Source organism: Pseudomonas sp. 30_B (genome assembly GCF_017491605.1).
Taxonomy (GTDB): Bacteria; Pseudomonadota; Gammaproteobacteria; order Pseudomonadales; family Pseudomonadaceae; genus Pseudomonas.
In genome coordinates, this window is the sequence record NZ_JAFGYY010000007.1 from 1 (window position 1) to 18,786 (window position 18,786).

Below are 18,786 nucleotides of genomic sequence, written 5' to 3' on the forward strand. Positions count from 1 at the left end.
GCCACCCGCCCCCGCCACTGCAACAACACCACCCCGGCAATGATCAGCCCGACGGCCAGCAGGCCCTCGGGCGACAGCCGCCGCACCGGGAAACCGGCCCAGCCGAACTGGTCGCACAGCGCCGACATCAGCATCTGCCCCGCCACCACGCAGGCCAGGAAGGTCGCCGCGCCCAACTGCGGCGCCAGCATCACCGCCACCGTCAGGTAAGCCGCCCCGAAGATGCCGCCCAGCCAGCCCCACCAGGGCGTGGCGGCAATGCCGGTGGCCGCAGGTAGCGGCACGCGGAAAACCAGCAGCGCGACGATCACCGCCGCGAGACTTACGCCCAGCGACGTCAGGCTGGCACTCAACGGATGCCCCAGTTGGCGGCCGAGCAGCGAGTTGCTGCCAGCCTGCAGGGCGACCAGCGCGCCTACACCGATGGCAGGCAGTAGAAGCAGCAGTTTCGACATCGACTTTCCTCCGTTTCTTGTCGACGCCTGCAGCTTCTGCTATCCATCCGGCGCATGGAAATGAATGATCGGTACACGGGAAATGCATCCAGTTCATGACTTGCGCCGCATCGACCTCAATCTGCTGGTGATCCTCGACGCCCTGCTGGACGAGCGTCACGTCTCCCGCGCGGCCGAGCGGCTGGCCATGACCCAGCCGGCGGTGAGCCACGCGCTGGGCCGCCTGCGTGACCTGCTGGACGACCCGCTGCTGGTGCGCGCCGGCAACCAGATGCAACTGACCCGCCGCGCCTTCGAACTGGCAGGACCGCTGCGGGAAATCCTCGGCGGCGTACGTCGGCTGGTACTGGGCGATGACTTCGACCCGGCCAGCGCCGAGCTGGAGCTGCGCCTGGGCATGTCCGACTACGGCGCGTGGGTGGTGTTGCCGGCGCTGTTGCCGATCCTGCGCCGCGAGGCACCGGGCCTTCACCTGGACGTGCGCCAGGCCTCGCGCCTGGGCATGGCCGAACAGGTGGCCCGCGGCGAGCTGGACGGCGCCCTCGGTGTCTTCCCGATGCTGCCCGAGGGGCTGCGCGTGCAGCGCTTGTTCGAGGAGCGCTTCGTCTGCCTCTGCGCCATCGAGACCCTCGCAGGGCGCCAACGGATGGAGCTGGACGATTACCTCGCTGCGCCGCACCTGCGCGTCGCGCTGCAGCAGAGCCCGGCGGAAGAGATCGACAGCCATCTGGAAAAGCTCGGTCGCCGCCGTCGGGTAGCCGCCACCGTGCCGCACTTCAGCGTTGCGCCGGGGCTGCTGGCGGGCACCGACATGGTCCTCACCATCGCCGAGCGCATGCTGCCGGACGACCTTGCGGCCCATGGGCTGGCGAGCTTCGACCCGCCGATGCAACTGGCGCGCTTCGACTTTGTGCAGATCTGGTCCGAAACCAGCGAGGAAGAACCCGCGCGGCGCTGGCTGCGCGGCAAGCTGGCCCAGGCGACGGGCAGGACCTGAGCCGTTACTCCGGCGTTTCCAGCCGCCGCAGGATTTCCCCGACGCGCTCGCCGAGCATCTCATTGGCCGAACGCTTCAGGCCGCGTGCCAACTCCACCAGCACCACCTGCTCGGCCACCGGGCGCAGGCGCTGGAAGACTTCGGCGAGGCGCTCCAGATCGGCCGCGCCGGGCAGCAGGTCGGCGCCGGGCTTGTCCACCAGATGGGTGACCACCAGCCGCACGATGCCGGCGGCCAGGTGTTCGGTGTCGGTCCGCAGCACCGCCAGATGATCCAGCAGCGCGGCCAGCGGAATGCCGGCGCGGTACAGCTCGACGCCGGCGTTGAACAGGCGCGGGCTGGGAATGCTGATCCGTTCGCCGTCGAAGGCCAGCAGGCCCTGTTCCAGCGCCTGGTCGATCACGGCGTCATTCAGCTCGTCGCCGAACAACGCCTGCAGGTCGCTGAACTCGATGTTGCCGGCTGTCTCCAGGTTCCACGGCCCGACGATGGCTTCGTCGAGGCCGAGTACGTGGTCCAGGTCGTGGCCATGCTCCCAGCTCTCCAGCAGTTCCTTGATGTTGGCGATGTTGTAGCCGCGCTCCAGCAGGCGATTGATCAGCCGCAGGCGGCGCAGGTGGCTGGCGAAGTACACCCCGGCGCGGCCGCGACGCTCGGGCGGCGGCAGCAGGCCGCGGTCCTGGTAGGCGCGCAGGTTGCGCACGGTGCTGCCGGCCTCGCGGGCCAGTTCGTCCACCGTGTACTCGCGCTCGTCGTCCGGCGCCGAGGGGGCATCGTCCGGACGCTGGAGCAGGCGCTGCAGCAGGTTCAGGGGTGTGCTCATGGGCCGGATGATAGCCAGCGACGCGCCCCAGGAACAATCCAAAGGACTAATCCCCAAGTGATACGCCGTACAGCCCGGCGGCCCAACCAAAGACGGGAAGTGCAACCCCGCGTTTTCCCCCTCCCATCCACAACCCGCGCCGCCAGCGGCTCCGTGCCCCGGTAACACTCAGGGCCCGTCGCGCACGGCATGGCGCAACGCCCGCCGATGGGTCAGCATCGATCGTGACATCGACCGATGTAAAGATAACAACAACCAGCCTGGAGAAAGTCATGTCCCAAGGCGCCTGGGTGCCCACTCCCGAAGACCTGCGGCATTTCCGCGAGATTCAGCAACTGGCCTACCGCTGCTGCGAAACCATTGCCGGCGAACTGCGCCCGGGCATCAGCGAGCGCGAGACCGCCGCCCTGATGAAGACCTGGCTGCTCGATCATGGCGTGCGCGACTGGTTCCACCAGCCCTTCGCCTGGTTCGGCCCGCGCACCGCGTTCAAGGGCTTCGACGGCCTGCGCCACCTGGGCGGCTTCAACCTGGCCTTCTACCCCGGCAAGCAGCGCCTGGAAGAAGGCATGCCCTTCATCCTCGATTGCGCGCCGACCCTGGGCGCCTACACCGCCGACGTCGGCTACTCCGGCGCGCTGGGCCACAACCTGCTGGTGGAGCGCCTGATGGACGACCTGCTGGCGCACCGCAACCTGATCGTCGAGCAGGTACGCCAGCGTCTGCCGCTGGCCGAGGTCAGCCAGTCCGTGGACCGGCTCTGCCAGCGCCAGGGCACCTTGCCCCGGCACAAGGCCTACCCCTTCGAAGTGCTGGCCCACCGCGTTGAAAAACTCGGCGCACGCAACAGTGGCCCGTCGGTGGCCCGCTTCGGCGTGCGCAACATCGCCACGCTGATGAAGAACGCCCTGATCACCGGCCGCCGCGAAGGCTGGTCGCCGCTGTGGTCGAGCAACGACCGCTCGCAGCATGCGCCGACACCCGGCCTCTGGGCGGTCGAGCCGCACCTGGGGCTGCGTGGTGTGGGCGCCAAGTTCGAGGAATTGCTGGTGGTCACCGAGGACGATGCCTACTGGCTGGACGACGACCTGCCCCACGTGCGCCGCTGGATCGCCCGCGGCCTGATCAGCGCCCCGGCGCGGCGGGAGGTGGCATGAACGCGATGCTGGAGAACCCGCTGCCGACGCCCGAACGCCTGGAGGTGCAGTCCGGCAACGTGCGCCTGGCGGTCTGGCGCTGGGGCGAGGCGCACCTGCCGATGGTGCTGTTCGTCCACGGCTACCCGGACAACCACGAAGTCTGGCTGCCGCTGATCCGCCGCCTGGCCGGACGCTTCCAGCTGGTGGCCTACGATGTGCGCGGCGCGGGCGAATCGGACAAGCCGCGCAAGACCCGCGACTATCGCCTGGAGCTGCTCAGCCAGGACCTCAAGGCCGTACTCGATGCGGTCAGCCCGCAACGCGCGGTGCATCTGGTGGCCCATGACTGGGGCTCGATCCAGACCTGGGAGAGCGTCACCGATCCGCAACTGCGCGCGCGCATCGCCTCCTACACCAGCGTCTCCGGCCCGTGCCTGGACCACGTCGGCTTCTGGATGCGCGACCGCCTGCGCCGCAGGACGCCGCGCGCGCTGCTGCAGATGCTCAGCCAGTTGCTGCACTCCTGGTACATCTACTACTTCCACCTGCCGCTGCTGCCGTCGCTGTCCTGGCGCTTCGGCGCGGCGAAGCTGTGGCCGCAGTACCTGCGCAAGGTCGAGGGTATCCGCAACCCGGCGCGCAACCCGCACCAGGCCAGCGACGGCGAGCACGGCGTAAAGCTCTACCGGGCCAATTTCATCACCTCGATCTTCAAGCCGCGCAAGCGCCACACCGAGGTGCCGGTGCAACTCATCGTGCCGACCCGCGACCGCTACGTCGGCCAGCAACTGTTCCAGCAACTCTCACTGTGGGCGCCGCGCCTGTGGCGCCGCGACGTCACCGCCGGGCACTGGCAACTGCTGGCTGAACCGACGCAGCTGGGTAACTGGATCAGCGAATTCGTCAGCCACATCGAGGGCGGCGAAGCCACACCGGAACTGCAGCGCGCCGCGCTGAAACCCGGCGCCGGCCCCTTCGCCGGCAAGCTGGTGGTGGTCACCGGCGCGGGCGGCGGCATCGGCCGCTCGACCCTGCTGAGCTTCGCCGAACGCGGCGCCAGTGTGTTGGCCGCGGACATCGACCCGGCCGCCGCCGAACGCAGTGCCGAACTGGCCCGTGCGGTCGGCGCCAGCGCCTACAGCTACTGCGTGGACGTGGGCGACAGCGCGGCCATGGAACGCTTCGCCCTCTGGGTGAAGAGCAGCCTCGGGGTGCCCGACGTGGTGATCAGCAATGCCGGCATCGGCCTGGCCGGGCCGATGCTCAAGACCACCCCGCAGGAGTGGGAGCGCCTGCTGCGCATCAACCTGTGGAGCGTGATCGACGGCTGCCGGCTGTTCGGCAGGCAGATGGTGGAGAGCGGCAAACCGGGGCACCTGCTCAACGTCGCCTCCGGTGTGGCCTTCGCGCCCTCGCGCAATTACCCGGCCTACGCCACCAGCAAGGCGGCGGTGCTGATGCTCAGCGAATGCCTGCGCGCCGAACTAGCGGGCAATGGCATCGGCGTCAGCGCGGCGTGTCCGGGCTTCGTCGATACCGGCATCGTCCAGTCCACCCGCTTCGCCGGACTCGATGACGAACAACAGGCGAAACATCGCGCCAGGGTGCAGCGCTTCTACCGTCGGCGCCGGCTCAGCCCGGACACCGTCGGCGAGCGCATCGCCCGCGCGGTGGAACGCAACCAGCCGGTGGTGAAGGTCGGCAGCGAAGTACACCTGGGCGCCCTGCAATGGCGCTTCATGCCCTGGCTGTCACGCCTGTTCGCCCGCCTCAACCTGACTGCCTGAGGGATTTCCATGAACGACCATCACCACAAGCTGGTGCAACGCAAGGTGCAGTTCGACTACAGCGACTCGCCGCTGCACTGGATTCCCGGCGAGCCCGAGGCATCGCACGTGGTCAACGTCATCCACATGATGCTGCCGGCCGGCGAGCTGTGGTTCTGCCGGCTGTACAACAAGGCGCTGCCCTTCGTGAAGGAAGGCAACCTGCGCGACGACGTGCAAGGCTTCATCCGCCAGGAAGCGATGCACGCCCGCGCCCACAGCGGTGCGCTGGAGCGCTACCTGAGCCACCACGGCATCGACTCGACGCGCTACCTGAAGGTCATGGACTACCTGTTCGAACAGTTGCTCAGCGACACGCCGCTGGGCCTCACCCTGTTCAACCGTACCACCTGGCTCAGGCGCTGGTGGATCGGCCAACGCTGCGCAATCGTCGCGGCGGTGGAGCATTTCACCTGCGTGCTCGGCAAATGGATTCTCGAAGCGGACGCGCTGGACCGCGCCAAGGCCGACCCGGTGCTGCTGGACCTGTTCCGCTGGCACGGCGCCGAAGAGGTGGAGCACCGCAACGTCGCCCACGACCTGCACGTGCACCTGGGCGGCAGCTTCGTCAGCCGCCAGTTATGGATGTTCGTGGTGTGGCCGCTGATCATCTACCTGTTCGCCTTCGGCACCCGCACCCTGTCGCGGCAGGACCCGAGCATCGCCAAGCCACGCTCCTTCGCCGCCATCTGGCGCGATGGTTCGCGCAACGGCGTGCTGCCGAAGATCAGCTCGGTGGCCACCAGCTTCCTGCGCTACTTCAAGCCCTGGTACCACCCGGACCACGAGGCCAACACCCAGGAGGCGCTGGACTACCTGGCCCGCTCGCCGGCCGCCAGCCGGGCCGCGCGCGCCTCGTAAGAGCTCCTGCCCGCGTGCCCGCGCAGTGGTCGCGCGGCGCACGCCAATCGCATACTGCGGCATCCGTCACTCGATACAGGGATGCCGCCGTATGCCGATGGGAACCTACCCGCTTCACCCCGCCCTCTCCTCCCGCGTGGAGCACCTGCCGGAACAGGTCGACGTGGTCATCGCCGGCAGCGGCATCATGGGTTGCGCCACCGCCTGGTACCTCGCCGGCCAGGGCATGAGCGTGCTGGTGCTGGACAAGGCCGGCATCGCCAGCCAGCAATCCACCCGCGCCTGGGGCTTCGTCCGCCAGCAGGCGCGCGATCCGGCGGAAGTGCCGCTGATGATGGAGGCCATCCCGCTGTGGGAGCGTCTGGAAGCCGAGCTGCAACTGCCGCTGGAATGGCGCCAGGGCGGCTGCCTGTATCTCGCCGAGACTCCGGAACAACAGCACAAGTACGAGGACTGGCTGAAGGTAGCCGCCAACTTCGGCCTCGGCACCCGCCTGCTCAGTCGCACCGAAGTCGCCAGGTTGATGCCATCGCTGGCCGATCCCGCGCTCGGCGCCCTGTACACCGCCAACGACGGCCAGGCCGAGCCACGCCGGGTCGCGCCCGGCTATGCGCTACGCGCCATCGAACGCGGCGCGCTGTTCGTCGAAGGCTGCGGCGTCACCGGCATCGACCGCGCCGCTGGCGCCGTCTGCGGCGTGCAGACCGAGCGCGGTTACGTGAAGACCAAACACCTGCTTATCTCGGCAGGTGCCAGCAGTTGGCGTCTGGTGCAAAGCCTCGGCCTGGAGCTGCCGCAACAGGCCGTACGCTGCACCGTCTCGCGCACCAGCCCCGGCCCGGACGTTGGCGCACAGAGTTTTATCGGCCACGGGATAGGCTTCCGCCAACGCCCTGACGGCAGCCTCAACCTGGCCGACGAAACCCAGGCCGATATCGACCTAAGCCTCGACTACCTGCGCGGCGCCAGGCATTACCTGCCGCATCTGCCGGCCAACCGTGCAAGCTTCTCCTTCAAGCTCAACGGTGCCCTTTTCCACGACCTGCGCCAGCGCTTGCCCGGTTCGGAGCGCAGCGTGAACGGTCCGGTACTCGGTGAGCGCGATCCGCAGGTGAAGGTGAACACCTCCCGCGTGTTCGCTGCACAGAAAAATCTGGCCAAGGCTTTCCCGGCCCTGCGCGACGTGAAGGTGGTGGAGAGCTGGGCAGGTCTGATCGACGTACTGCCCGACGGCATCCCGGTGCTCGACGCCCCGGCGGAAGTACCTGGGCTGTTGGTCGCCACCGGGTTCTGCGGGCATGGCTTTGCGATGGGCCCCATCGTCGGCCGGCTGATGAGCGAATGGATTCTGAAGGGGGAGCCGGGGATGGATCTGCATGCCTTCCGGCTACGGCGCTTTGCCGACGGGACGGCGGGCAAGCCCTACTCGTTATTCTGAAGGATTGTTCTTTGTAGGAACGAGGGGGACGCCTAGTTCTTGCTCGCGAACCGCAACCGCTCCGAAACTCACCGTAGGAGCGCGCCATGCGCGCGATCGCGGGCATGGCCCGCTCCTACAGGGGGATGGGTGTTCAGCCGCGCTACTCGCCCTCTTCTACCACCGGCGAATCATCGCTCAATGCCCGCTCCAGCCAATCCGTCGGCAGGCTCTTGCTCGCCCGCGCGCCGAGCAACTTCACCTGCTCCGCCCGGCTGATCAGGTTGCCGCGCCCCTCGCTGAGCTTGTTGCGCGCCGCGGCATAGGCCTTGTCCAGCTGCTGCAGGCGGGTGCCCATCTCGTCCAGGTCCTGCACGAAGAGCACGAACTTGTCGTACAGCGCACCGGCGCGCTCGGCAATCTCGCGGGCGTTCTGGTTCTGCCGCTCCTGGCGCCACAGGCTGTCGATCACCCTCAAGGTCGCCAGCAGGGTGGTCGGGCTGACGATCACGATATTGCGCTCGAAGGCCTCCTGAAACAGGTTCGGCTCGGCCTGCAGTGCCGCCGAGAAGGCCGCTTCGATCGGCATGAACAGCAATACGAAGTCGAGGCTGTGAAGGCCTTCCAGGCGGCGGTAATCCTTATCGGAAAGCCCTTTCACATGGTTGCGCAGGGACAACACGTGCGCCTTCAGCGCCTGCTGGCGGATCACCTCGTCCTCGGCGGCAATGAACTGCTGGTAGGCGGTCAGGCTGACCTTGGCGTCCACCACCACCTGCTTGTCGCCGGGCAGGCGGATCAGCACGTCGGGCTGGAAGCGCTCGCCGTCCGGCGCACGCAGGCTGACCTGGGTCTCGTACTCGCGGCCCTTCTCCAGGCCGGCGTGTTCCAGCACCCGTTCCAGCACCAGCTCGCCCCAATTGCCCTGGGTCTTCTGGCCCTTCAGCGCGCGGGTCAGGTTGGTGGCTTCCTCGCCCAGGCGCAGGTTGAGCTGCTGCAGGCGCTCCAGTTCCTTGGTCAGCGAGAAGCGCTCGCGGGCCTCGGCCTGGTAGCTCTCCTCGACGCGTTTCTCGAACGACTGGATGCGCTCCTTCAGCGGGTCGAGCAACTGCCCCAGGCGCTGCTGGCTGGACTCGGCGAAGCGCTGTTCGCGCTCGTCGAAGATCTTCCCGGCCAACTCGGCGAACTGCGCACGCAGCTCATCCCGCGCCGATTGCAGGTCGCCCAGGCGCTGCTGGTGGTTCTCCTGCTGCTCGCGAAGCTCGGCGGACAAAGCCGCGTGCTCGGCGGACAGACGCCGCAGCTCGGCTTCCTTGTCCGCGCGCTCGGCCTGCCAGTCCTGCTCGGCAGCGCCCAGGCGCTCACGCTCCTGCTTGCCCAGCTCGACCTCGCGGCGCAATGCGGCGGATTCGGCGGACAATTCGCCATGCCTGCTGCTCAGGCGCTGGAAGGCCTCGCGATCCGCCTCGGCCTGGGCCGACAAGCCGTCCTGCGCGAGCTGCGCATTGGCCAGGCGCTCGCGCAGCAGGGTCGCCTCCTGCTCCGCTGCGACACGCTGCGACTGCAGGCGCCAGGCCAGCGCCGCCAGGGGCAACAGGCCGGCGAGCGCACCCAGCAACAAGGCGGAGAGATCGAGGGGCATGCGGGACTCCGGGTGTGACAAACAATCGCGCAATACTAACAGCGGCCACCCGGAGACGCCCCGTCACCTGTAAAGGCCCTGGAACAAGGGCTCCTGAGCAAGCGCTCGGGACAATCCACAGAAGCTGTGGATAACTTGGTGGAAAACGTGATGAAAAAGGGCCCCACCCCCAGTCAGACGTGGGCGCGTGACAGATTGGCGATTTTTTCACCAACTGAAATTTTCCTTATTTTTCAATAAGTTAAAAAACGCAAGAGAAACAAGCAAGTGGCTAAATGCAATATTGCAGGGGCTTGACAGCGCGCATCGGCGTTGTGCACAAGTGCGCACCAGGGTGCAGCCGACCGCCCCGTTCGAGGGCAGCGGAAAGGAGGGGGTGGAGCGGAAAGCGAACGGCAATCGAATCAGCCAGGCGATGCCCGTGCCGACATCCGGATCGTCCGGAGAGAGTTTGCTGGGTTGAGGATCAGCCGTCTCATGCCCACTCCACGCGCCGGGCACGCCGCCGCTCGGAACGCACGACAGTGGGCGGATTGGGCAACGGAGCCAGCTGCCGCTCGGCAGCGCAGGCCCGCGCGAACGCACGCTCTGCCGCACCGCGGCTATCGCAATCGAGGAAGAACTGATTCAGGTAGACCCGCCAGCGACGACTGTCGCTGGGGTGGATGGCTATCCGTATATCCATGGTGAGGCACTCCCTGCGTGACCATCCCGCACCTTACACCGATGCCCGCGACCTCATGCCGCGGCACGACAAACGGTCAGGCCGGATACGGCAGGTGCCCATCCACCAGAAACTGCGTGCGCGGGAACAGGCGCGGCGTGTCCGGCACCTGGGCGTGCTTGAAGGCCACGTACTCCGCCGTCGTTTCGCACAGCCAGGGCATCAGGTTGCGCGGACGCTTCTCGGCGAAGGCCGACGGCGCGAACAGCGCCACGTTCACCCCACCGTGCGGGCAGCGTGCAGAGCGGTACTCGAACGCCTCGACCCCGGCCTCGCGCATCGCACTGCCCAGGCCCTGGGCAACGCGGTAGTCCGACGGATCGCGCAGCGCCGCTTCGTACTCGCGGAACGGCGGCAACTGCAGGCGCACGCCGCGCTGCACCTGGAAACGCGCCTCGAAGGACGAGTGCTCGGAAAGAATCCGCCCACTCGGTGGCGGCGTGGCCATCCCCTCCCACAGCACGAAGCGGTAGAAGGCCGACTCCGCCATGGCCGTGTCGAGCTTCAAGGCCGCATAGAACAGGCTCGGCTCATGCCGCCGACCGAAACGCGAGCCCCAGCGCAACGGTGGATAACGGAACGGCGTCTTCAATAGATAGTGCAGATGCTCGGCGGGCGGCGGCACGCGCGGCTTGCTGGTTTCCAGTAGCTCCTCCAGCAGCGCCTGCTCGGCCAGGGTGTCCACCAATTGCAACGTGGCCACCTGGCCCTGACTCTCCACCAGACGCACCAGGCGCCCGTGGATGGGGCTGACGACCGACTCGGCCTCATGTTCGGCCCAGATGCGGGCGCCCGTCTTGAAGGACATTCAGACCTTGCCCCGGATGGCGTCCAGGTACTCGACCACCGCCACCAGCCCCTGCACCTGCTCCATCAGCTGCAGCGGCACACCGCTCAGGTGACGGTTCTCGGTACGCAGGAAGTGGCGCATATCTTCGAGATTGCCGCCGAACAGGGCGAACAGGGCGCGATAAACCCGCACCAGCAGCAGCGCCAGCTCGCCGGTCTTGCTGTCCACCCGCAGGCCGCCTTGCTTCCAGCGGCTGACGGCGCTACGTTCCACCCCGACGATCGCCGCCAGCTCCTGCTGGGTCATCGCCAGATGTTCGCGAGCCGTGAGTACCGCCTTGGCCAGTACGGCATCGGCTGCTGGGCTTTCGCGTAACAGGGCGCTCATGGCGATCTCCTCATCGTGAACTTTCAGCAAATATACCACTGAATGCTGATAAAACACGAACCAGACGATTCCTCTCAGCCCCTGTCGCCCCACGGCGGCAAAGCCCGCAGAATACACAGCCCGACCGACGACACCCCGTGATGAACAAGCAGCAGGTCTACCAACAGATTCTCGCCAGGCTCGCGCAAGACCTGGAAATCGCCGTACGCGCCGCCAGGACAGCTCACGAAACGGCTACCCACGAAGAAAACATTGCTGAAAACAAATACGACACCCTCGGCCTCGAAGCGGCCTACCTCGCCGCCGGCCAGTCGCGCCGTGTCGAGGAGATCCGCCAAGCGCTGTCACTGTTCGAGAACCTGCAGCTGCGCGACTTCGACGAGCAATCCGGCATCCAGACCAGCGCCCTGGTGGAACTGGTCAACGACAGAGGCCAGCAGCGCTGGGTCTTCCTCGGCCCCGATGCCGCCGGCCTGAAGGTGCAGCACGAGGGCCGCGAGATCCTCGTCATCACCAGCCGCGCACCGCTGGGCAGCGCCCTGCTCCACCGCGTGCCCGGCGACGAACTGGAGATCGGCCAGGGCAATGCCCGCCAGCGCTACGAAATCCTCGACGCCTATTGAGCAAACGTCCTGCCCGGCTGCGGTCGAGCGCATCGATTAAAAATCCGAGCGGAACAGACAATACCCAGCCGACCGGCTGACGCAGACTAAGCTTCAAGGCCAACCCCATCCCTCCCTGGCCTCAAGGAGAAGCACCATGCTGTTCAACTGGTCCGAATACGTCCCCGCCGTGAAAAAAGCCTTCGGCGCCCTGGGCAAGAAACACCCGAAAATGATCGCAGCCTACCAGGCCCTCGACGCGGCGGCCGCCGACGGTGACGCCCTGGATGCCAAGACCCGCGAGCTGATCTCCATGGCCGTGGCCATCACCACCCGCTGCGACGGCTGCATCGGCGTCCACGCCGAGGCCGCACGCCGGGCCGGCGCCACCGAAGCCGAAGTCGCCCAGGCCCTGGCCACCGCCATTGCCATGAACGCCGGCGCCGCCTACGTCTACTCCCTGCGCGCCATGGAAGCCTTCGAGTCTTCCGCGCAGAAATAAGCTCGCGCCCGCGACGCTGCCATGGCGTCGCGGGCTCGCCTCTTTCCTGATCGGCAGCGATGGAGTATCAGTGGGTTCCGCCCACCCACCGCCAGCCCCCATGCCCCATACACCCACTCACCTCAGCGCCTGGAAACTCATCCTCAGCATCGCCGCCGGCATGTGGCTCGGCTGCATGGCCGTGGCCGCCACCGGCTGGCTGATCTATCGCGCGTATCCTCCCCTCCTGGCCAGCCATCCCGCCCCACCACCAGCGACACCTTCCGCGACTGCTCCCACTCCACGCAGCAGTGAAGAGATGTTCCAGCAGTACCAGCAACGCCAGCAGGCCGTGCAGGAACAGCAGAATCGCGAGGTCGAGAAAGCCGAACAGGACAAGCGCTTCAACAGCGCGCCGTGCCAGTTCTGGCGGCAGCAGTATCAGGCGGAGCCTACAGAGCGGAATCGGGAGAAGATGGATGGGTATTGCGGGTGATTGAGGAGACAGGCGAGGAATATCGATGCCAGAAAAGACAAAACCCCTGAAACGCTAGGCATTTCAGGGGTTCTGGCCATATGTAATGGCGGAGAGATAGGGATTTGAACCCTAGGAGCCATTGCTGACTCAACGGATTTCGAATCCGTCCCGTTCGACCACTCCGGCATCTCTCCGTGCGGCGCGCATGATACCAGCTTGAAGTCCGAAGGCGAAGCCCTGTTTTGGATTTTTTTGCGTGGTATCAGGCGCTTGCGTGAATTCGCCTATTAGAGCGGTACGCCAAGACGGTGAGCGACTTCCTCGTAGGCCTCGATCACATCGCCAAGGCCCTGGCGGAAGCGGTCCTTGTCCATCTTCTTGCGGGTCTCCTTGTCCCACAGGCGGCAGCCGTCCGGGCTGAATTCGTCGCCCAGGACGATCTTGCCGTGGAACAGGCCGAACTCGAGCTTGAAGTCCACCAGCAGCAGGCCGGCGTCGTCGAACAGCTTGCTCAGCACTTCGTTGACCTTGAAGGAGTAAGCCTTCATTTCGGCCAGCTGCTCCAGGGTCGCCCAGCCGAAGGCCTGGACGTGGGATTCGTTGATGAAGGGGTCGCCCAGGGCGTCGTTCTTCAGGAACAGTTCGAAGGTCGGCGGGGTGAGCTGCAGGCCCTCTTCCACGCCCAGGCGGCGCACCAGGCTGCCGGCGGCATAGTTACGCACGACGCACTCGACCGGGATCATGGCGAGCTTCTTGACCAGCACTTCGTTGTCCGACAGCAGGGCGTCGAACTGGGTCGGAATGCCGGCAGCTTCGAGCTTCTGCATGATGAAGGCGTTGAACTTGTTGTTCACCATGCCTTTGCGGTCGAGCTGTTCGATGCGCTTGCCGTCGAACGCCGAGGTGTCGTTGCGGAACAGCAGGACGAGGCGGTCGGCGTCATCGGTGGTGTAAACCGACTTGGCCTTGCCGCGATACAGTTCTTCGCGTTTTTCCATGATGGGCTCCGCTTGCTTGAATGGGTGGGCTCAGGCGATGGTGCGCCAGTCGAGTCCCGAATGCTGATCGGCCACCTGCAGCCAGTCCGGGTCGCACCCTAAGGTGTCGACGAAGCTTTGCCGGGCCAGCTGCGGCGAGTTGTTCTTTTCGCTGAGATGCGCCAGCACCAGGTGCTGCAGGCTTTCCCAGCCCAGCTGGGCCACGAGTTCCGCGGCCTGCCGGTTGTTCAAATGTCCCCACTGGCCGCCAACGCGGGCTTTGAGTGGGTAGGGATACGGACCGCGGGCCAGCATGTCGGTATCGTGGTTTGCCTCGATGATCAACGCATCGAGCCCACGATAGCACTCCAGCACCTGCGCCGTGGCGGCCCCCAGATCGGTGAGCTGGCCAAAGCGCTTCCGGCCATCGGAAAACACGTACTGCAGGGGCTCCCGCGCATCGTGGGAGACGCTCACCGCAGTGACTTCCAGGTCTTTCAGTACCAGGCGGTCGCCGCCCTTGAGCAGCCCCGCCGGTGTCACCGGCTTGCGCATTCCCTGCAGGGTGCCGGCGCTGAGGTACACGGGTATTCGATGGTGCCGGGCCAGCAGTTCGACGCCGTTTATGTGATCGGAGTGCTCGTGCGTGACAAGGACCGCATCCAGCTGCCCGGGCTCTACGCCCAGGCGCGCCAGACGGCGGATGGTTTCACGCAGCGGGAAGCCGCAATCGATCAGTATCCGGGTGTCAGAACTGCTCACCAAGGCCGAATTGCCCCGGCTTCCGCTCCCCAGGACCGCGAAGTGCATTCCGCATACTCTCCTGGAGTTTTTCCAGCACGCCCTGCGCCACGTCAGCCGGCGCGGAGGTGTTGATGTCTTTGTCGACGGTGATCTGCACCGTGTTGTTCACGCTGGTCAGGCGAAGCTGGTAGCGCTGCGCCTTGGCGTCTTCCTCTTCCTTGGTCTTCTCGCCGCCGCCGAACAGGCTGCGGAAGAAGCCAGGCTTGTCTTCGTCCTTCTTCTTCGCGCCTTCGGCGATGTTGACGTAGTACACGCCCAGGCTGCGGTTGAGGTCGTCGACGCGGATATCGGCGCGATCCAGCGCGCGGCCGACGCTGACCCAGGCGCGGTCGAAGTCGGAGCTCACGGTGAGTACCGGGTTGCCGCTGCCGTCCTTGCTCAGCTCGGCAGTACCGGGCGTGTCGTATTCGGAGTGCGCGGCGAGCAGGGAAACGGAGCCGCCCTTCTCGGCGCTGGTGGCCATGCTGGCGAGCATTTCGTCGAGCAGCGCGGCGTCCAGGCTCGGCACCATCGGCTTGGCCGGCCAGTCGGCGCTGGCGGTGCTGCCGGCCGGGCGGGTTTCGCTCAGTACGTAGACTTCACTGGTGTTGGTTTCCACGCCCGGCTCGATGCGCACACGCACACGCGCCTCGCTGTCGGGCTCGACGCCGGAGACACGGCTGCTCAGGCGGCGCGCCAGGGGCGCGGAGAGCTGCGAGAGCGGCTGCCAGTTGGTGCTGAACTCGCCGGTCTGCGGACGCTCGTTGGCGATGGAGAAGCCGTTGTCCTGGAAGAACTGGTGGGCGACCGGCCAGACTTCGGCCGGCGGACGCTGGGCGATCAGCCAGCGCGAGTCGCCGCTCTTCTGCAGGCTGAAGTCGCTGACTTCTGCGCCGGCACCGGCCAGGGGCTGCGGACGCGGCACCTCGAACTCACCTTCCTTCTCGGTGCTGGTGGCGACGTTCATCGGAATCGGCAGCAGCGGGTCGAGCGGCTTGCTCTGCAGGCCTTCGGGCACTTTCATCGGCGCGGTTTCGCGGGCGTTGAGGTAATCATCGCCACGGTCGCGGAAGTAGCCATCCGGGCCCCACAGCCAGCCGCAGCCGGAGGTGTTGCCGATGACCAGGGCGAGCGCAGTCAGTCCTGCCAGTCGCTTCATGCGGGAAAGCTCCTTAAGCCAGCACGCCGGTCTGGCGCATGGCCTGACGCAGCGGTTCGTGGCAACGCGGGCTGAGCCAGGTCAGGGGCAGGCGGATACCTTCGGGGATCAGACCCATTTCGTGCAGGGCGAACTTCACCGGAATCGGGTTGGACTCGATGAACAGGGCCTTGTGCAGCGGCATCAGGCGGTCGTTGATGGCACGGGCGGCGGCGGCATCGCCACGCATGGCGGCGGCGCACAGGTCGCTCATGGCGCGCGGAGCGACGTTGGCGGTCACCGAGATGTTGCCCTTGCCGCCCATCAGCATCAGTTCGACGGCGGTGGCGTCGTCACCGGAGTAGACGAGGAAGTCCTTGCCGACGCGATCCAGCACTTCCTTGCCGCGCTGCAGGTCACCGGTGGCTTCCTTGATACCGACGATGTTCGGCACCTTGGCCAGGCGCTCGACGGTCTCCGGCAGCATGTCGCAGGCGGTACGGCCCGGCACGTTGTAGAGGATCTGCGGGATGGCCACGGCTTCGGCGATGTGGCGGAAGTGCTGGTACAGGCCTTCCTGGGTCGGCTTGTTGTAGTACGGGGTCACCAGCAGGCAAGCGTCGGCGCCGCCGCTCTTGGCGGCCTCGGTCAGCTCGACCGCTTCGCGGGTGGAGTTGGCGCCGGTACCGGCGATCACCGGAATGCGGCCATTGACCTGGTCGACCACGCGACGGATCACGTCCAGGTGTTCGCTCACGTCGAGCGTGGCGGACTCACCCGTGGTGCCGACCGCAACGATGGCGTTGGTGCCTTCCTGCAGGTGGAAGTCCACCAGCTTCGCGAGGCTGTCCCAATCCAGTCGACCCTGAGCATCGAAGGGGGTGACCAGCGCCACCATACTGCCCGCAATCATGCAACCGCTCCTGCCGGAAAAAGAAAGCCGTAATGGTACTGTCGCCACTGGCCATGCACAAGGTGACAGCAGTGTCCCGCGTGCGCTCAGACATTCCCCTCATCGGCTCTTTTCGCTACCCTTTCCCCTTTGTCGATGCGGCCCGCTTGGCCGCCATTCCCAGGAAAGCTGCATGTCCACCTCTCACCCTCGTGAACAATTTCTCCTGATCAGTGCGCTGGGCCCGAACCCGATGGAGCTGACCAGCGTGCTGTGCCGCACCTGCGTCGATAACCGTTGCTCGGTGATCAGCAGCCGCCTGACCCGCCACGGCGAGTTCAGCGCGCTGGTCCTGCAGGTCGCCGGCAGCTGGGACGCGCTGGCCCGCCTGGAAGGCGGCCTGCCGGCGCTGGCCAAGCGCCACGGCTTCACCCTCAGCGTCACCCGCAGCAATGTCCACGTTACCCGCGCCCAGGCCCTGCCCTACGTGGCCTATGTCAGCGCCGTGTACCGTCCGGACATCCTCAATGAGCTGTGCCAGTTCTTCATCGATCACAACATCGAGCTGGAGAACCTCACCTGCGACACCTACCAGGCGCCGCACACCAACACCAGCATGCTCAATGCCACCATTACCGTGACCCTGCCGGCCGGCACCCAGATCAGCTGGCTGCGCGACCAGTTCCTGGACTTCGCCGACGCCCTGAACCTGGACGCGCTGATCGAGCCCTGGCGCCCGCAGCACCCCTAAGGAGAGAGGCCCATGGCCGTTGAACTGAACAAAGCCGTCGCCGACTTCCAGGCGCCCGCCACCAGCGGTGTCGAATTCCGCCTGTCGGAACTCAAGGGCAAGCAGGTCGTCCTGTACTTCTACCCCAAGGACAGCACCCCCGGCTGCACCACCGAGGGCCAGGGCTTCCGTGACAAGATCGATGACTTCGCCAAGGCCAACACGCTGGTCTTCGGCGTATCCCGCGATGGCATCAAGTCCCACGAGAACTTCAAGGCCAAGCAGTGCTTCCCCTTCGAGCTGATCAGCGACAAGGACGAAGCCGTTTGCCAGTTGTTCGACGTGATCAAGCTGAAGAAGCTCTATGGCAAGGAATACATGGGTGTGGACCGCAGCACCTTCCTGATCGACGCCAAGGGCGTACTGCGCCAGGAATGGCGCGGCGTGAAGGTGCCCGGTCACGTCGACGCGGTGCTCGAAGCCGCCCAGGCGCTGAACAAGGCCTGAGTTGCCGAGCGCATCATGAAAAAGGCCGCTGTTTCAGCGGCCTTTTTTGTTCGTCACATCAGCGGGCTGACTTGCCGCTCCGGCTCCGGCTGCTTCGGCCAGGCATCCAGCACCGCCTTCACTAGGGTTGCCAGCGGAATGGCAAAGAACACGCCCCAGAAACCCCACAATCCGCCGAACAGCAGCACCGCACAGATGATCGCCACCGGGTGCAGGTTGACCGCTTCGGAGAACAGCAGCGGCACCAGCACGTTGCCATCCAGCGCCTGGATGATCGCGTGGGCGACCATCAGGTAGATGAACTGGTCGCTCCAGCCCCACTGGAACAGCGCGATCAGCGCCACCGGCACGGTCACCACCACCGCGCCGATGTAGGGCACCACCACCGACAGGCCGACCAGCAGGGCGAGCAACGCCGCATAGTTCAGCCCCAGCACCGCGAAGGCGATGTAGGTCGCCACACCGGTGATGAAGATCTCGATCACCTTGCCACGGATGTAGTTGGCGATCTGCTGGTTCATCTCGTTCCACACCTGCTTCATCAACCCCCGCTCGCGCGGCAGGTAGCGGCGGAACCAGAGGTAGAAGCGGCGGCGGTCCTTGAGGAAGAAGAATACCAGGATCGGTACCAGCACCAGGTAGATCATGACGTTGACCAGCACCGGCAACCCGGATAGCGAGAAGGTCAGCGCCCACTGACCCAGTTGGCCAAGTTCGCTGCGCGCCGCCTCGACAGTGCGCAACACCTGCTCCTCGGTGATCATGTCGGGGTAGCGTTCGGGCAGCATCAGCAACGTGGCCTGCCATTCGCCAAGCATCCGCGGCAGTTCGTTGAGCAGGGTGAACAGCTGCTTCCAGACCAGCGGAACCAGCACCAGCAGGAACACCGCGAGCAGCCCGAGGAACAGCGAATAGACCAGCCAGACGGCGAACAGGTGCGGCAATCGGACGCGCTCCAGCACGCCCACCAGGCCCTGGATCAGGAAGGCGATCACCATCGCCGCCAGCACCGGCGCGAGCATGCCGCCAAAGGCCAGGATGACGCTGAAGCCCAGTACCAGAATGACCGCCAGCACTATCGCCTCCTCGTCGGAGAAATAGCGCTGCATCCAGTCCTGCAAAACCTTGAGCATGAAC

The 18,786-nt window shown here is 66.1% G+C and carries 21 protein-coding genes and 1 tRNA gene; 10 read left to right on the forward strand and 12 right to left on the reverse strand.

The features are described from left to right. Window positions 1-455 (reverse strand): DMT family transporter (locus J5M67_RS09225; RefSeq protein ID WP_207885003.1); only part of this gene is annotated, 455 nt, incomplete at its 3' end. Between the two features lie 82 nt (window positions 456-537). Between J5M67_RS09225 and J5M67_RS09230 the strand changes: the two genes are divergently transcribed. Then, window positions 538-1,452 (forward strand): LysR substrate-binding domain-containing protein, encoded by a 915-nt coding sequence (locus J5M67_RS09230; protein ID WP_207885004.1) that lies wholly within the window; start codon window positions 538-540, stop codon window positions 1,450-1,452. Window positions 1,453-1,456: 4 nt separating this feature from the next. Here the strand turns inward: J5M67_RS09230 and J5M67_RS09235 are convergent, their stop codons facing one another. Continuing rightward, window positions 1,457-2,155 carry a MerR family transcriptional regulator gene (locus tag J5M67_RS09235; protein WP_368735927.1) on the reverse strand — a complete coding sequence of 233 codons (699 nt, stop codon included), beginning with the start codon at window positions 2,153-2,155 and terminating at the stop codon, window positions 1,457-1,459. A gap of 392 nt (window positions 2,156-2,547) precedes the next feature. Between J5M67_RS09235 and J5M67_RS09240 the strand changes: the two genes are divergently transcribed. From J5M67_RS09240 to J5M67_RS09255, 4 genes are all read left to right on the forward strand, one after another. Continuing rightward, the gene (locus J5M67_RS09240) at window positions 2,548-3,432 is read left to right on the forward strand and encodes a M24 family metallopeptidase (protein ID WP_207885005.1); all 885 of its coding nucleotides are present in this window, start codon (window positions 2,548-2,550) and stop codon (window positions 3,430-3,432) included. Further along, on the forward strand, window positions 3,429-5,201 hold the full coding sequence (locus J5M67_RS09245; protein WP_207885006.1) for an SDR family oxidoreductase: 1,773 nt from the start codon (window positions 3,429-3,431) through the stop codon (window positions 5,199-5,201). The genes J5M67_RS09240 and J5M67_RS09245 overlap by 4 nt, the downstream gene beginning before the upstream one ends. Before the next feature lie 9 nt (window positions 5,202-5,210). Beyond that, window positions 5,211-6,101 (forward strand): metal-dependent hydrolase, encoded by an 891-nt coding sequence (locus J5M67_RS09250; protein WP_207885007.1) that lies wholly within the window; start codon window positions 5,211-5,213, stop codon window positions 6,099-6,101. A gap of 91 nt (window positions 6,102-6,192) precedes the next feature. After that, a complete protein-coding gene (locus J5M67_RS09255) occupies window positions 6,193-7,539 on the forward strand; it encodes an FAD-binding oxidoreductase (RefSeq protein WP_207885008.1) in 1,347 nt (448 codons plus the stop codon). 142 nt (window positions 7,540-7,681) lie between these two features. Here J5M67_RS09255 and rmuC read toward each other — a convergent pair whose 3' ends face one another. The 4 genes from rmuC to J5M67_RS09275 all read right to left on the reverse strand — a co-directional run bounded on the left by rmuC (window position 7,682) and on the right by J5M67_RS09275 (window position 11,061). Beyond that, window positions 7,682-9,046, reverse strand: a complete 1,365-nt coding sequence (gene rmuC, locus J5M67_RS09260; RefSeq protein WP_207885275.1) for a DNA recombination protein RmuC — start codon at window positions 9,044-9,046, stop codon at window positions 7,682-7,684. Window positions 9,047-9,635: 589 nt separating this feature from the next. Continuing rightward, the gene (locus J5M67_RS09265; protein WP_207885009.1) at window positions 9,636-9,845 is read right to left on the reverse strand and encodes a hypothetical protein; all 210 of its coding nucleotides are present in this window, start codon (window positions 9,843-9,845) and stop codon (window positions 9,636-9,638) included. Window positions 9,846-9,921: 76 nt separating this feature from the next. Beyond that, window positions 9,922-10,692, reverse strand: a complete 771-nt coding sequence (locus J5M67_RS09270) for an RES family NAD+ phosphorylase (protein WP_207885010.1) — start codon at window positions 10,690-10,692, stop codon at window positions 9,922-9,924. Beyond that, window positions 10,693-11,061, reverse strand: coding sequence for an antitoxin Xre/MbcA/ParS toxin-binding domain-containing protein (locus J5M67_RS09275; protein WP_207885011.1), 369 nt, complete (start codon window positions 11,059-11,061; stop codon window positions 10,693-10,695). Between the two features lie 140 nt (window positions 11,062-11,201). Between J5M67_RS09275 and J5M67_RS09280 the strand changes: the two genes are divergently transcribed. The 3 genes from J5M67_RS09280 (at window position 11,202) to J5M67_RS09290 (ending at window position 12,640) form a co-directional block, all read left to right on the forward strand. Then, window positions 11,202-11,684: a transcription elongation factor GreAB gene (locus tag J5M67_RS09280; RefSeq protein WP_207885012.1), complete on the forward strand. Its 483-nt coding sequence runs from the start codon at window positions 11,202-11,204 to the stop codon at window positions 11,682-11,684. Window positions 11,685-11,820: 136 nt separating this feature from the next. Then, window positions 11,821-12,165: a carboxymuconolactone decarboxylase family protein gene (locus tag J5M67_RS09285; protein ID WP_207885013.1), complete on the forward strand. Its 345-nt coding sequence runs from the start codon at window positions 11,821-11,823 to the stop codon at window positions 12,163-12,165. 100 nt (window positions 12,166-12,265) lie between these two features. Next, window positions 12,266-12,640, forward strand: a complete 375-nt coding sequence (locus tag J5M67_RS09290) for a hypothetical protein (RefSeq protein WP_207885014.1) — start codon at window positions 12,266-12,268, stop codon at window positions 12,638-12,640. A gap of 86 nt (window positions 12,641-12,726) precedes the next feature. Here J5M67_RS09290 and J5M67_RS09295 read toward each other — a convergent pair. From J5M67_RS09295 to dapA, 5 genes are all read right to left on the reverse strand, one after another. Then, window positions 12,727-12,816: transfer RNA gene (locus tag J5M67_RS09295), tRNA-Ser, on the reverse strand. A 93-nt stretch (window positions 12,817-12,909) separates the two neighbouring features. Further along, the gene (gene purC, locus J5M67_RS09300; protein WP_038803299.1) at window positions 12,910-13,620 is read right to left on the reverse strand and encodes a phosphoribosylaminoimidazolesuccinocarboxamide synthase; all 711 of its coding nucleotides are present in this window, start codon (window positions 13,618-13,620) and stop codon (window positions 12,910-12,912) included. A gap of 30 nt (window positions 13,621-13,650) precedes the next feature. Next, on the reverse strand, window positions 13,651-14,409 hold the full coding sequence (locus tag J5M67_RS09305) for an MBL fold metallo-hydrolase (RefSeq protein WP_207885015.1): 759 nt from the start codon (window positions 14,407-14,409) through the stop codon (window positions 13,651-13,653). Continuing rightward, on the reverse strand, window positions 14,348-15,541 hold the full coding sequence (gene bamC / locus J5M67_RS09310; RefSeq protein ID WP_207885016.1) for an outer membrane protein assembly factor BamC: 1,194 nt from the start codon (window positions 15,539-15,541) through the stop codon (window positions 14,348-14,350). Before bamC ends, J5M67_RS09305 begins: the two co-directional genes overlap by 62 nt. A gap of 13 nt (window positions 15,542-15,554) precedes the next feature. After that, on the reverse strand, window positions 15,555-16,433 hold the full coding sequence (gene dapA, locus J5M67_RS09315) for a 4-hydroxy-tetrahydrodipicolinate synthase (protein WP_207885017.1): 879 nt from the start codon (window positions 16,431-16,433) through the stop codon (window positions 15,555-15,557). A gap of 172 nt (window positions 16,434-16,605) precedes the next feature. Here dapA and J5M67_RS09320 point away from each other — a divergent pair, with 172 nt between their 5' ends. Beyond that, the gene (locus J5M67_RS09320; RefSeq protein WP_207885018.1) at window positions 16,606-17,163 is read left to right on the forward strand and encodes a glycine cleavage system protein R; all 558 of its coding nucleotides are present in this window, start codon (window positions 16,606-16,608) and stop codon (window positions 17,161-17,163) included. A gap of 12 nt (window positions 17,164-17,175) precedes the next feature. Beyond that, window positions 17,176-17,649, forward strand: a complete 474-nt coding sequence (locus tag J5M67_RS09325) for a peroxiredoxin (protein ID WP_207885019.1) — start codon at window positions 17,176-17,178, stop codon at window positions 17,647-17,649. A 53-nt stretch (window positions 17,650-17,702) separates the two neighbouring features. Here the strand turns inward: J5M67_RS09325 and J5M67_RS09330 are convergent, their stop codons facing one another. Continuing rightward, window positions 17,703-18,782 (reverse strand): AI-2E family transporter, encoded by a 1,080-nt coding sequence (locus tag J5M67_RS09330; RefSeq protein WP_207885020.1) that lies wholly within the window; start codon window positions 18,780-18,782, stop codon window positions 17,703-17,705. Between the last annotated feature and the right edge of the window lie 4 nt (window positions 18,783-18,786).